This window comes from Pseudomonas sp. Ga0074129, from assembly GCA_001465025.1.
Lineage (GTDB): Bacteria > Pseudomonadota > Gammaproteobacteria > Pseudomonadales > Pseudomonadaceae > Aquipseudomonas.
The window spans coordinates 41,988-55,622 of record LNDO01000050.1; the positions used below are offsets into that span (position 1 = coordinate 41,988).

Below are 13,635 nucleotides of genomic sequence, written 5' to 3' on the forward strand. Positions count from 1 at the left end.
TGGTGGGTTACGCCGCTTCGCGGCTGACCCAGCCTACGCAGTCGCTATTAGTGCAGTGCATGGCGTCATCGCGCGGCGCGGTGGTGTTCAGTAATTCTGAGAGAGAGTGGATGTGAGCAAGCGAGCCTTTAACTTCTGCGCCGGCCCGGCCGCGCTTCCTGAAGCTGTTCTGCAACGCGCCCAAGCGGAGCTCCTCGACTGGCAGGGGAAAGGCCTGTCGGTGATGGAAATGAGCCACCGCAGCGACGAATACACCGCCATCGCGGAAAAGGCCGAGCAGGATCTGCGTGATCTGATGGAGATTCCATCCGACTACAAGGTGCTGTTCTTGCAGGGTGGTGCCAGCCAGCAGTTTGCCGAGATTCCGCTCAACCTGCTGCCCGAAGAGGGTGTGGCGGATTACATCGACACCGGTATCTGGTCGAAGAAAAGCATCGAAGAAGCCAGCCGCTACGGCCGCATCAACGTTGCCGCCAGCGCCAAGGCCTACGACTACTTTGCCATTCCCGGGCAAAACGAGTGGCACCTGTCGAAAGACGCCGCCTACCTGCACTACGCCAGTAACGAAACCATCGGCGGCCTGCAGTTCGACTGGATCCCCGACGTCGGTGACGTACCGCTGGTCGCGGACATGTCGTCCGACATCCTCTCGCGCCCTATTGATGTGTCGAAATTTGGCCTGATCTACGCCGGTGCGCAGAAAAACATCGGCCCCAGCGGCCTGGTGGTGACCATCGTCCGTGAAGACCTGCTCGGCCGTGCCCGCAGTTTCTGCCCGACCATGCTCAATTACAAAGTCGCTGCCGACAACGGCTCGATGTACAACACCCCGGCGACGTTCTCTTGGTACCTCTCCGGCTTGGTGTTTGAGTGGCTGAAAGAGCAGGGCGGTGTCGCCGCGATGGAGCGCATCAATCGCGCCAAGAAAGACCTGCTGTACAAAGCCATTGATGCGAGTGACTTCTACAGCAACCCGATTGCGCACAATGCGCGCTCGTGGATGAACGTTCCATTCCGCCTGGCCGACGAGAAGCTCGACAAAGCCTTCCTCGCCGGTGCTGATGCCCGTGGCCTGCTCAACCTAAAAGGCCATCGCTCGGTTGGTGGCATGCGTGCCTCTATCTATAACGCTGTCGGTATGGACGCCGTTGAAGCGCTGGTCGCCTACATGGCTGAGTTCGAGAAGGAGCACGGCTGATGGCAGACGCAATTTCCGAACAGGAACTGCAAGCCCTGCGCGTGCGTATCGATACGCTGGATGAGCGCATTCTTGAGCTGATCAGTGACCGCGCCCGCTGCGCCGAAGAAGTGGCGCGGGTGAAAATGAAGGCACTCAAAGAAGGCGAAACGCCGGTCTATTATCGTCCCGAGCGCGAAGCACAGGTGCTCAAACGCATCATGCAGCGCAACCAGGGGCCGCTGGGTAATGAGGAAATGGCGCGGTTGTTCCGCGAAATCATGTCTTCGTGCCTGGCCTTGGAAAACCCGCTGAAGGTGGCGTACCTCGGCCCTGAGGGTACGTTCTCGCAGGCCGCGGCCATGAAGCACTTTGGCCATGCCGTGATCAGCCAGCCGATGGCGGCCATCGATGAAGTATTCCGTGAAGTGGCAGCTGGTGCGGTGAACTTTGGTGTGGTGCCCGTGGAAAACTCCACTGAAGGTGCCGTCAACCACACCCTCGACAGCTTCCTCGAACACGACATGGTCATTTGTGGCGAAGTCGAACTGCGTATTCACCACCACCTGCTGGTTGGTGATACCACCAAGACCGATCGCATTACCCGCATTTACTCCCACGCGCAGTCCTTGGCGCAGTGCCGCAAGTGGCTCGACGCGCACTACCCGAGCGTTGAACGTGTGGCAGTTTCCAGCAACGCCGAAGCCGCCAAACGGGTGAAAAGCGAGTGGAACAGCGCGGCAATTGCTGGCGACATGGCAGCCAGCCTGTACGGTTTGAGCAAGCTGGCGGAGAAGATTGAAGATCGCCCGGATAACTCCACGCGTTTCTTGATCATTGGTAGCCAGGAAGTTCCACCGACCGGCGACGACAAAACCTCGGTCATTATTTCGATGCGTAACAAGCCGGGCGCGCTGCATGAACTGCTCGTGCCGTTCCACAACAACGGCATCGACCTGACCCGCATCGAAACTCGTCCGTCACGCAGCGGCAAGTGGACCTACGTGTTCTTTATCGACTTTGTCGGTCATCACCGTGACCCGCTGATCAAGGACGTGTTGGAAAAGATCAATCAGGAAGCTGTGGCGCTCAAAGTGCTGGGCTCCTACCCCAAAGCGGTACTTTAAAACTGCTGCGGCACGCCTCAGGTCTCAAGCTACACGCGCATCGACGCCGGGCTGTACTTGGGGCTTGCGGCTTTAAGCGTGAGGCCTTGCTATGACCGATTTCCTCGCCCTGGCCCAGCCAGGCGTACAGCAGCTGTCGCCCTATGTGCCGGGCAAGCCGGTGGATGAACTGGCCCGTGAGCTGGATCTGGATCCGGCCAGCATCGTCAAGCTGGCCAGCAACGAGAATCCGCTAGGTCCAAGCCCCAAGGCGCTGGAAGCGATTCGCGGCGAGTTGGCCGAGCTGACCCGTTACCCTGATGGCAATGGTTTTGAGCTGAAAAGTCGCCTGGCTTCTCGTTGTGGCGTACAGATCAATCAGGTCACCTTGGGTAATGGCTCCAACGACATTCTTGATTTGGTGGCGCGTGCTTATCTGGCACCGGACCTCAACGCGGTGTTCAGCCAATACGCGTTTGCCGTCTACCCGATTGCCACACAGGCGGTTGGTGCTCAGGGCAAGGCAGTGCCAGCGCAGGCCTATGGTCATGACCTAGAAGCCATGTTGGCGGCCATCGACGAAAACACCCGCGTGGTCTTTATCGCCAACCCGAACAATCCAACAGGTACCTGGTTTGGCCCTGATGCGCTGGAGCGCTTCCTTGCGCGCGTGCCGAGCAATGTGCTGGTGGTGCTGGATGAGGCCTACATCGAATACGCCGAAGGCGACGAGTTGCCGGACGGCCTCACGTACCTCGCCCGTTACGACAACCTGCTGGTCTCGCGCACCTTCTCCAAGGCCTATGGCCTGGCGGCGCTGCGTGTCGGTTACGCCATCTGTTCGGCGCAGATCGCCGATGTGCTCAATCGCGTGCGCCAGCCATTCAACGTCAACAGCCTGGCTCTGGCAGCGGCTTGCGCGGCGCTGGATGATGCCGAGTACCTGGTGCAAAGCCGTCAGGTCAACGATGCCGGTATGGCGCAACTGGAAGCCGGTTTGCGTGAGCTGGGCCTGAGCTGGATTGCTTCGAAAGGCAACTTTATTGCCGTCGACTTTGGCCGCGACACAGCTGCCATTAATCAGGCATTGCTGCACGAAGGTGTGATTGTGCGTCCGGTCGCAGGCTACGGTATGCCGAACTTTCTGCGCGTCTCGATTGGCTTGCCCGCCGAAAATGCACGTTTTCTTGCGGCATTGGGCAAGGTGCTAAGCGCGTGAGTGAGGCCAATACGCGTGTAACAACTGGGCCATCTGCAGCGCCTAAACTGGGTCGCCTGGTGGTGATCGGTTTGGGCTTGATTGGCGGCTCTTTTGCAAAAGGCCTGCGTGAGCGCGGCCTGTGCCGTGAAGTGATTGGCGTTGATCTTGACCCGGAATCGCGCCGTTTGGCGGTTGAACTTGGCGTGGTTGATCGCTGTGAAACGGATTTGGCGACTGCCTGTGCTGGTGCTGAGGTCATCCAGTTGGCGGTGCCGATTCTGGCCATGGAAAAGCTGCTGGCGGAACTGGCCAAGCTTGACCTGGGCCAAGCTGTGCTCACCGATGTAGGCAGCGCCAAAGGCAATGTAGTGCGTGCTGCACGTTTAGCCTTCAGTGGCCAAGACGTGCGCTTTGTGCCGGGCCATCCGATTGCCGGTTCCGAGCAGAGCGGGGTGGAGGCGGCCAATGCGCAGTTGTTCCGGCGGCATAAGGTCATTCTGACGCCCTCAGAGCAGAGTGATGAAGCGGCCCTGGCGTTGGTCGATGCGCTGTGGCGTGAGCTGGGTGCAGATGTGGAGCACATGGACGTCGAACATCACGACCAAGTGCTTGCCGCCACCAGCCATTTGCCGCATTTGTTGGCATTTACACTGGTTGACTCGCTGGCCAAGCGCAGCGAGAACCTGGAGATTTTTCGTTACGCCGCTGGCGGTTTTCGCGACTTTACGCGGATCGCTGGCAGTGACCCGGTGATGTGGCATGACATCTTTCTCGCCAACCGCGAGGCGGTGCTGCGCACGCTGGACGTATTTCGCGACGACCTCGACGCCTTGCGCGACGCGGTTGACGCAGGGGATGGGCATCAATTGTTGGGCGTCTTCACCCGCGCCCGCGTTGCCCGTGAGCATTTCGGCAAAATTTTGGCCCGCAGGGCTTATGTGGATGCTATGCACTCGAATGATCTGATTTTTGTGGCCAATCCTGGTGGCAGCCTGTCTGGGCGTATTCGCGTTCCGGGTGACAAATCCATTTCCCACCGCTCAATCATGCTCGGCTCACTGGCTGAAGGCACCACCCATGTGGAAGGCTTTCTCGAGGGTGAAGACGCCCTGGCCACCTTGCAGGCCTTTCGCGACATGGGCGTGGTCATCGAAGGTCCGCACCACGGTCGCGTGACCATTCACGGTGTCGGCCTCAATGGCCTTAAAGCACCGGCTGGCCCGCTGTACATGGGTAACTCCGGCACGTCCATGCGCTTGCTGTCCGGTTTGTTGGCCGCTCAGCCGTTTGATACCACTCTGACCGGTGATGCGTCGCTGTCCAAGCGCCCGATGAACCGCGTGGCCAAGCCGCTGCGTGAGATGGGCGCGATCATTGAAACTGCGCCGGAAGGCCGTCCACCGCTGACCATCAAAGGCGGTCAGCGCCTGACTGGCATGGATTACGAGATGCCCATGGCCAGCGCTCAGGTAAAATCCTGCCTGCTGCTGGCGGGCTTGTATGCCGCCGGTCGCACAGCTGTGACCGAACCGGCCCCCACCCGTGATCACACTGAACGCATGCTGCGTGGCTTCGGCTACCCGGTGACGGTGGATGGAAGCACCGCCAGTGTCGAGTCCGGGCATACCCTGACCGCGACCCATATTGAAGTACCTGCTGATATCTCCTCGGCGGCGTTCTTCCTCGTCGCAGGCAGCATTGCTGAGAATTCCGAGTTGGTCCTGGAGCATGTCGGCATCAACCCGACGCGTACCGGTGTCATCGATATCCTCAAGCTGATGGGCGGCGACATCACTCTGGAAAACCAGCGTGAAGTGGGCGGCGAGCCGGTGGCTGATATCCGTGTGCGCAGCGCCAAACTCAAGGGTATCGATATTCCGGAAGACCTCGTGCCGCTGGCCATCGACGAGTTCCCGGTGTTGTTCGTTGCCGCCTCTGTGGCGGAAGGGCACACTGTGTTGCGCGGTGCTGAAGAGTTGCGAGTTAAAGAATCCGACCGTATTCAAGTGATGGCCGACGGCCTGATTGCGCTGGGCGTCAAGGCAGAGCCAACGCCTGATGGCATCATCATCGACGGCGGGAACAGTTTGGGCGGCGGCGAAGTGTGGGCGCATGGCGATCACCGTATTGCGATGTCGTTCAGCGTGGCCTCTCTGCGCGCTACCGCGCCGATTCGCATCCACGATTGCGCCAACGTAGCCACCTCATTCCCCAACTTCCTCGCCCTGTCGGCGCAAGTGGGTATCCGCGTGGCCGAAGAGGGTAAATCATGATTCAGGCACCGGTCATCACCATCGACGGCCCAAGCGGCTCGGGTAAAGGCACCGTTGCCGGCCTGCTGGCTAAGCAGTTGGGCTGGAATCTGCTAGATTCCGGCGCGCTGTATCGCCTATTGGCATTTGCCGCGGGCAACCATGGCGTTGACCTGACCAACGAAGAATCGCTCAAACTGCTGGCCGCGCACCTGGATGTGCAATTTATCGCGTCCGGCAACGGTCAGGGGCAGCGCATCATCTTGGAAGGCGAAGAAGTCACTGATCTGATCCGCAATGAGCAGATCGGTGCTGGCGCTTCCCAGGTCGCCTCGTTGCCTGCGGTGCGTGACGCGTTGTTGCAGCGTCAGCAAGCTTTTCAGGAAATGCCAGGGCTGATCGCCGATGGTCGAGACATGGGCACCGTGGTGTTTCCCGATGCGCCGTTGAAGATTTTCCTCACGGCGAGTGCCGAGGAACGTGCCCGTCGTCGTTACTTGCAGTTGAAGGCCAAGGGTGATGATGTTAATCTCGCGAGTCTTCTTGATGAGATTCAAGCGCGCGATGAGCGCGATACCCAGCGTGCAGTAGCCCCGCTCAAGCCGGCAGCTGATGCAATCGTATTGGATTCCACTGAACTCTCAATCGAGAAAGTGCTTGAACGAATTCTCAGTGAAGTCGCCATTCGCGACCTCGCTGGATGACCAGAGCTACAGCTGCTTTAAGCTGACCAGCTCGCCAAGGAAACGCTCGGGAACCCAGTCCTTGACCCGAATGTTTCTTTTTACATAAACGTACCCACATTGTCTGGAGTGTGGTTTGGGCGGATTCCCTGCCCTGAATCAACAGGAATTAAAATGAGCGAAAGCTTTGCTGAACTGTTTGAAGAAAGCCTAAAAACCCTGAACCTTCAGGCTGGCTCGATCATCACCGCTATCATCGTCGACATCGATTACCAAGCTGGTTGGGTAACCGTTCACGCCGGTCTGAAGTCTGAAGGCCTCATCCCGCTTGAGCAGTTCTACAACGACGCTGGCGACCTGACCATTAAGGTTGGTGACGAAGTTCACGTTGCGCTGGACGCGGTTGAAGATGGCTTTGGTGAAACCAAGCTGTCCCGTGAAAAAGCCAAACGTGCTGAGTGCTGGATCGTTCTGGAAGCAGCTTTCGCCGCTGAGGAAGTGGTTACGGGCGTTATCAACGGTAAGGTTAAAGGCGGCTTCACAGTCGACGTTAACGGCATCCGTGCGTTCCTCCCAGGTTCCTTGGTCGATGTCCGTCCGGTGCGTGATACCACTCACCTGGAAGGCAAAGAGCTCGAATTCAAAGTTATCAAGCTGGACCAGAAGCGCAACAACGTTGTCGTTTCCCGCCGCAGCGTGCTGGAAGCCGAGAACAGCGCCGAGCGCGAAGCTCTGCTGGAATCCCTGCAGGAAGGTCAGCAAGTCAAAGGTATCGTCAAGAACCTCACCGACTACGGCGCGTTCGTGGATTTGGGTGGCGTCGACGGTCTGCTGCACATCACCGACATGGCTTGGAAGCGCATCAAGCATCCGTCGGAAATCGTCAACGTTGGCGATGAAATCGACGTTAAGATCCTCAAGTACGATCGCGAGCGCAACCGTGTTTCCCTCGGCCTCAAGCAGCTGGGCGAAGACCCATGGGTTGCCATCAAGGCGCGTTACCCGCAGGACACTCGTGTTACTGCGCGCGTAACCAACCTGACCGACTACGGCTGCTTCGCAGAGCTGGAAGAAGGCGTGGAAGGCCTGGTGCACGTATCCGAAATGGATTGGACCAACAAAAACATCCATCCTTCGAAAGTCGTTAACGTCGGCGACGAAGTGGAAGTTATGGTTCTGGATATCGACGAAGAGCGTCGTCGTATCTCCCTGGGTATCAAGCAGTGCAAAACTAACCCGTGGGAAGATTTCTCCGGTCAGTTCAACAAGGGCGACAAAATCTCCGGCACCATCAAGTCGATCACCGATTTCGGTATCTTCATTGGTCTGGATGGCGGCATCGACGGCCTCGTTCACCTGTCCGACATCTCCTGGAACGAAGTAGGCGAAGAAGCTGTACGCCGCTTCAAGAAAGGCGACGAGCTGGAAACCGTTATCCTCTCCGTTGATCCGGAGCGTGAGCGCATTTCCCTCGGCATCAAGCAACTGGAAGAAGATCCGTTCTCCGACTACGTTGCAGTCAACGACAAAGGCACTATCGTTCGCGGTACTGTGAAAGAAGTTGACGCCAAGGGCGCTGTAATCACCCTGGCTGATGGCATCGAAGCTACCCTGAAAGCCTCCGAAATCAGCCGTGATCGCGTTGAAGACGCGCGCAACGTCCTGAAAGAAGGCGAAGAAGTAGAAGCCAAGATCATCAGCGTTGACCGTAAGAGCCGCGTAATCAGCCTTTCGATCAAATCGAAAGACGTTGAAGACGAGAAGGAAGCTATCCAGACTCTGCGTAGCAAGCCTGAAAGCACCGAAAGCACCGGCCCGACCACCATTGGTGACCTGATCCGTGCACAAATGGAAAACCAGAACTAAGTTCCGGTAATCCAGAGAAAAAGGGCGACTTCGGTCGCCCTTTTTTGTGTCTGAAAAAGCACTGCTAGGCTGAGCTTAGTTCGTAGGTTGGGTTGAGTCGCGAAGTGCCGAAGCCCAACAGCTCATGCCCAAACCCGTTGGGCTTAGCTACGCTCCGCGCCAACCTGCGGCCTCTGCGGTATTCGTCCGTTATGTGGATATTCGTAGGTTGGGTTGAGACACGCAGCGCCGAAGCCCAACAGCTCATGCCAAAACCCGTTGGGCTTCGCTGCGCTCAACGCCAACCTACGGCCCCTGCGGCATTCGTCCGCTATATGGATATTCGTAGGTTGGGTTGAGAAGCGAAGCGCCGAAGCCCAACAGCTCATGCAAAACCCCGTTGGGCTTAGCTACGCATAGCGCTAACCTACGGGTTCTGCAAAAGGCTGTGGCGCCGCGACTTCCTTACACAGACTGTCGCCATCACTGCCTCTCGCAACCCTTTGATCTTTCTGCAAACGATCAACCAAATCGACACCCTTCGGGCTGTTCAAATCATGTTCAGCGTGCTAAAAACTAACCACCTAGTGATCTAGCCGCTTGAAAAAGAAGGGAAAACCATGACCAAGTCGGAGTTGATCGAACGCATTGTCAGTCACCAAGGCCAGCTCTCATCTAAGGATGTAGAACTGGCTATCAAGACCATGCTTGAGCAAATGTCCCAGGCATTGTCGACGGGCGATCGTATCGAAATCCGTGGTTTTGGCAGCTTCTCGCTGCACTACCGCGCACCGCGTGTAGGGCGTAACCCGAAAACCGGTGACTCGGTACGGCTTGACGGCAAGTTTGTACCTCACTTCAAACCTGGCAAGGAATTGCGAGATCGGGTGAATGAAGATGAGTAGGGCGCGTTCTGTATCACCTTTGCGAGTTTTTGCGTCACGCTAGGACTGCAGCAGTGGTCCGTAGTATTTTCAGCCAAAAATCCGCAGACGGAAAATATTTTCAAGACTTGTAATAACCTCAGTCGCTGGCACAATTGCGGCGCAATTACTGTTAGCGACATGGGTACAGCCCATTCATGCCATATGCTTTTGGCGGCGAATGGATAAGTAAGCCTATAGGTGGTCCGTTGGCAGGCAGTTGCCTCCTTTTTAAAGATGGATTTTGATCGTGAATGCAGCTTCCTCGGCGATGCAACAAGCCTCCAATGATGAAATCGATCTGGCGGCGCTTTTTCAAGCGCTCTGGGCGCAAAAGTTACTGATTACTCTGGTCACGCTGTCGGTTGGCATGTTGGCGCTGGCGTACGCGTTTCTTACAACCCCTGAGTATCAAGTGCAGAGTGTAGTGCGGCCTGCGGCGATTAAGGATCTGGACGCACTGAACCGCACAGGTGTCTATGAGCTTACGCCAGAGCAGGCTATGCAGCGTGTAGGCGCGAGCCTGGATTCTTATGACAGCCGATTGGGTTTTTTTCGCGCCAATCAGGGCCTCTTCGAGGCACTACGTCAGCCTAACCGTAGCCTTGAGCAGACCTTTGAAAACTTCAATAAACAAGCTTTCAAGATGCTCCAGCCCGACTCGAAAAAAACCGACAACCTCAGCGCCTACGTCGGCGTTCAGCTGACTTATCCGCAGGGTGTCGATGGTGTTGCATTGCTTAATGGCTTGGTTGGTTACGTGGTTCAACGCGAGCGCGAGCGCATTGCCGACGACTTTACGGTGGTAATCCAGAATCACCTGGCTCAGCTGGACTCCAAGATGGCGGCAGCCCGTGCCAGCTATGAAGCCATTAAGGAAGCCAGGATCGCCGAGTTATTGGAGGCCGATAACCTCAAGCGCGCCGAGTTGCAGGACGAGCTCAAGGCTTTGCGTCAGCAGCTCAAGACGCATCGCGATAATCGTATTGCGCAGTTGGATGAAGCGGTTCGTATCGCTAAGGCTCTGGACATCCTCAAGCCCACCACACCTTCTGCTTTGGCTGAGGTGGGACGGGTGTCCCAGGGCAGCGTAATCCGTACCGAGGTCAACAATCAGCAAATCCCTCTGTATTTTATGGGCAGCGAGGCCCTGGAAGCCGAGCGCGCTGCGCTGCGGCAACGTCGTTCGGATGACTTTACCGAGCCGCGTATCGCACAGATCGCCAAAGAGCTCAAACTGTTAGAAAACAACCGGCAGGTTGAGATACTGAATAAACGCGAAAACCAGGACCTTTTTCTCAAGGACTTGGCCATCTGGCGGGAAGAGGCAGCCCAGCTGCGCAGCCTTGCAATCGACGCCTCTAACCTGAAGCTGGTTTCCGTCGATCAAGTAGCCATTGAGCCTTTAAGCCCAATAAAGCCCAAGAAAGCGTTGATTCTGGCTCTTGGGCTGGTGCTTGGCGGCATGCTGGGTCTGTTTATTGCCCTGATACGTCATATGATGCGGCGCGAGCCGGCAGCGCTTAGCTTGAGCGCAGGTGCAATCAGCTAGAGGCCCGGTAGGTGAGTAGCGCATTGAGTGCGTAGAGTCCTCATAAGTCGAGCATTAAAGCGCTTACGGTGCCGCCGCTGGCGAGTGCAATGGTTAACGGATTAACACGGATTACTTGCATGGACTACCCCGACATCCTCCACCACGGCGCCAAAGATGGCGTGACTGGCTCCTGTCATCAACTACTGATGGATAGTCAGCACAGCCTGCTGATCGACTGCGGTTTGTTCCAGGGCGCGGAGACCTCGGCCGAAGGCAAGTCCGCCGCTGACCGGCTAGCCATCGAGTTTCCGCTGGATACCATCAAGGCACTGGTCGCCACCCACGTGCATATCGACCACGTCGGCCGCATTCCCTATTTGCTAGCCGCCGGGTTTAAAGGGCCGATTCTGTGCAGCGAACCCTCGGCCAAGCTGCTGCCCATCGTCCTGGAGGATGCCTTTAAGCTGGGTTTTAGTCGCGACCAGAAACAGGTCGAGCGTTACCTCAAACTGGTCGAGCAGCGCATCATCGCCTTGCCCTACAAAACCTGGTTCACCCTGTACGACAGCGAGAAGCTGATCTGCCGCATACGCCTGCAGCGCGCCGGGCATATCCTCGGTTCGGCCTATGTCGAGATCGACCTGCATTACCCCGAGACTGGCGAGAAAAAGCGCATCGTTTTTTCTGGCGACCTCGGCGCGCCGCATTCGCCCCTGCTGCCAGCCCCCAAGCCTCCGTACCGCGCCGACATCCTGGTGATCGAAAGCACCTACGGCGACCGCCTGCACGAAGACCGCCGCACCCGCCGCAAGCGCCTGGAAAGCGTCATCGAACAAGCCCTGGCCAACAACGGCACGGTCCTGATCCCCGCATTCAGCATCGGCCGCACCCAAGAGCTGCTCTACGAACTCGAAGACATCATCCACAGCAAAAAACTGCATTCCACTGGCGAAGGGCAGGCTGTTTTCCCCTCTCACTCCGGGAGAGGGGCTAGGGGTGAGGGTAAGAAGGTGCCGCGGGATCAAGATCAAGCCACGCAAACCATCAACTGGCCCACACTCCCCATCATCCTCGATTCCCCCTTGGCCAGCCGCTTTACCCAGGTATACCGCGAGCTGAAACCCTTCTGGGACAACGAAGCCCTGCAGCGCGTCAAACAAGGCCGCAACCCGCTGGCCTTCGAGCAGTTGATCACCGTTGATAGCCACCAAGCCCACTTGGCCATGGTGCGCCACCTCACCGCCAACGCTCGTCCGGCCATCGTCATCGCCGGGAACGGCATGTGCAGCAGTGGTCGAATTGTCAATTACCTGAAAGCCATGCTCCACGACCCTCGGCATGACGTACTCTTCATCGGCTACCAGGCGCAAGGCACACCCGGCCGCGCCATCCAGATGTATGGTGAGCGTGGTGGTTATGTCGACCTGGATGACGAGCGCTATAAGATTGGCGCCAAAATCAATACCATAGGCGGCTACTCAGCCCATGCGGATCAACAAGGCTTGCTGGGCTTCGTTACTCGCATGCGCCACTGGCCTAGCCAAGTGCGCATCGTCCATGGTGAAACCGGAGCCAAACACGAATACGGCGAGCGCCTCAAAGCGCTCTACAAAGAAAAACAGCGCCCCCTGGAACTAGTAATCCCCAGAGGCACAAACGATTCGTGACCGCTACGAATATCGCGGATTCTGAATTGATTACGGCAAATCGAGTGAAGTCTCTATCCCGACTAAGCAGCTGAGCTGCTTTAAGTTAACTAAAAAATGATGGTTCCAGCATTCTTATGAAAATTCTTGTTACCGGCGGTGCTGGTTTTATTGGATCAGCGGTCATACGCCACATCATCGACAGCACCGCTGGTAGCGTGGTCAATCTCGACAAGCTCACCTATGCCGGCAACCTAGAGTCCCTGCTCGACGTCAGCGACAGTGAGCGGTACGCCTTCGAGCAAGTCGACATCTGCGACAGGGTAGCGCTTCAGAGAGTGTTCCAAGAGCATCAACCAGATGCCGTGATGCACCTAGCTGCTGAGTCTCACGTAGACCGCTCCATCGATGGCCCTGCCACATTTATTGAAACCAATATCGTTGGTACTTACACGCTACTCGAGGCCACGCGTCAGTATTGGCAAGGGCTGGAAACAGCTCGTAAAGCAGCCTTCCGCTTTCATCACATTTCCACCGATGAAGTCTATGGCGATCTGGAAGACCCAGAAGCGCTGTTCACCGAAACCACCCCCTACGCTCCCAGTTCACCCTACTCGGCGAGTAAGGCCAGCTCAGACCATTTGGTGCGTGCGTGGAGTCGTACCTACGGGCTGCCGATGCTGATTACCAACTGCTCAAATAACTATGGCCCGTACCACTTCCCGGAAAAACTCATTCCGCTGATCATTCTTAACGCCCTTGAAGGCAAACCGCTGCCGGTCTATGGCAAAGGCAATCAAGTGCGCGACTGGCTGTATGTTGAAGATCATGCTCGTGCCCTATACAAGGTTGTGACCGAAGGCGTAGTGGGGGAGACCTACAACATTGGTGGCCACAATGAAAAACAGAACATCGAAGTTGTCCACGCCCTTTGCGAGCTGCTCGATGAACTCCGGCCGATGCAAACACCAGTAGGAGCGAGCTTGCTCGCGATCAACGATTTAGCTGACGCCCAGATCAAGCATCAGCCAATGCGCTCTTACAAAGAACTCATCACCCATGTCCAAGACCGCCCCGGCCATGACCTGCGTTACGCCATCGACGCCAGCAAGATCCAGCGCGAACTGAATTGGACGCCTGTCGAAACCTTCGAGTCAGGGATTCGCAAGACGGTTGAGTGGTATCTGAGTAACCAAGAGTGGTGCCGCCGCGTGCAAGATGGTAGCTATCAACGTGAGCGTTTGGGCGCGACAGCATAAAGGAAGCAA

General features: G+C 57.1%; 10 protein-coding genes. All 10 read left to right on the forward strand.

The window, feature by feature from the left end; all coding sequences use genetic code 11:
• Positions 1-112: 112 nt before the first annotated feature.
• The 10 genes from serC (at position 113) to rfbB (ending at position 13,626) form a co-directional block, all read left to right on the forward strand.
• The gene (serC, locus tag AUK77_RS04205; RefSeq protein WP_296126553.1) at positions 113-1,198 is read left to right on the forward strand and encodes a 3-phosphoserine/phosphohydroxythreonine transaminase; all 1,086 of its coding nucleotides are present in this window, start codon (positions 113-115) and stop codon (positions 1,196-1,198) included.
• Positions 1,198-2,304 (forward strand): prephenate dehydratase, encoded by a 1,107-nt coding sequence (gene pheA, locus AUK77_RS04210; RefSeq protein WP_296126555.1) that lies wholly within the window; start codon positions 1,198-1,200, stop codon positions 2,302-2,304. The genes serC and pheA overlap by 1 nt, the downstream gene beginning before the upstream one ends.
• Before the next feature lie 91 nt (positions 2,305-2,395).
• A complete protein-coding gene (gene hisC / locus AUK77_RS04215; RefSeq protein WP_296126557.1) occupies positions 2,396-3,502 on the forward strand; it encodes a histidinol-phosphate transaminase in 1,107 nt (368 codons plus the stop codon).
• On the forward strand, positions 3,499-5,757 hold the full coding sequence (locus tag AUK77_RS04220) for a bifunctional prephenate dehydrogenase/3-phosphoshikimate 1-carboxyvinyltransferase (RefSeq protein ID WP_296126560.1): 2,259 nt from the start codon (positions 3,499-3,501) through the stop codon (positions 5,755-5,757). The genes hisC and AUK77_RS04220 overlap by 4 nt, the downstream gene beginning before the upstream one ends.
• The gene (cmk, locus tag AUK77_RS04225) at positions 5,754-6,440 is read left to right on the forward strand and encodes a (d)CMP kinase (protein WP_296126562.1); all 687 of its coding nucleotides are present in this window, start codon (positions 5,754-5,756) and stop codon (positions 6,438-6,440) included. Before AUK77_RS04220 ends, cmk begins: the two co-directional genes overlap by 4 nt.
• A 153-nt stretch (positions 6,441-6,593) precedes the next feature.
• Positions 6,594-8,285, forward strand: a complete 1,692-nt coding sequence (gene rpsA / locus AUK77_RS04230; protein ID WP_296126565.1) for a 30S ribosomal protein S1 — start codon at positions 6,594-6,596, stop codon at positions 8,283-8,285.
• A 599-nt stretch (positions 8,286-8,884) separates the two neighbouring features.
• Entirely contained in the window at positions 8,885-9,169 is a 285-nt protein-coding gene (gene ihfB / locus AUK77_RS04235; protein WP_296126567.1) for an integration host factor subunit beta, read from the forward strand.
• A 268-nt stretch (positions 9,170-9,437) separates the two neighbouring features.
• Positions 9,438-10,739, forward strand: a complete 1,302-nt coding sequence (locus AUK77_RS04240; protein ID WP_296126570.1) for a Wzz/FepE/Etk N-terminal domain-containing protein — start codon at positions 9,438-9,440, stop codon at positions 10,737-10,739.
• A 119-nt stretch (positions 10,740-10,858) separates the two neighbouring features.
• Complete coding sequence (locus tag AUK77_RS04245; protein ID WP_296126571.1) at positions 10,859-12,388, forward strand: MBL fold metallo-hydrolase; 1,530 nt, start codon at positions 10,859-10,861, stop codon at positions 12,386-12,388.
• Positions 12,389-12,504: 116 nt separating this feature from the next.
• On the forward strand, positions 12,505-13,626 hold the full coding sequence (gene rfbB, locus AUK77_RS04250; RefSeq protein ID WP_296126573.1) for a dTDP-glucose 4,6-dehydratase: 1,122 nt from the start codon (positions 12,505-12,507) through the stop codon (positions 13,624-13,626).
• Positions 13,627-13,635 lie beyond the last annotated feature (9 nt).

Bases quoted from the DNA above. Each gene is read 5' to 3' on its own strand.
- hisC (WP_296126557.1), top strand. From the start codon at position 2,396: ATGACCGATTTCCTCGCCCTGGCCCAGCCAGGCGTACAGCAGCTGTCG.
- pheA (WP_296126555.1), top strand. From the start codon at position 1,198: ATGGCAGACGCAATTTCCGAACAGGAACTGCAAGCCCTGCGCGTGCGT.
- AUK77_RS04245 (WP_296126571.1), top strand. From the start codon at position 10,859: ATGGACTACCCCGACATCCTCCACCACGGCGCCAAAGATGGCGTGACT.
- cmk (WP_296126562.1), top strand. From the start codon at position 5,754: ATGATTCAGGCACCGGTCATCACCATCGACGGCCCAAGCGGCTCGGGT.
- rpsA (WP_296126565.1), top strand. From the start codon at position 6,594: ATGAGCGAAAGCTTTGCTGAACTGTTTGAAGAAAGCCTAAAAACCCTG.
- ihfB (WP_296126567.1), top strand. From the start codon at position 8,885: ATGACCAAGTCGGAGTTGATCGAACGCATTGTCAGTCACCAAGGCCAG.
- rfbB (WP_296126573.1), top strand. From the start codon at position 12,505: ATGAAAATTCTTGTTACCGGCGGTGCTGGTTTTATTGGATCAGCGGTC.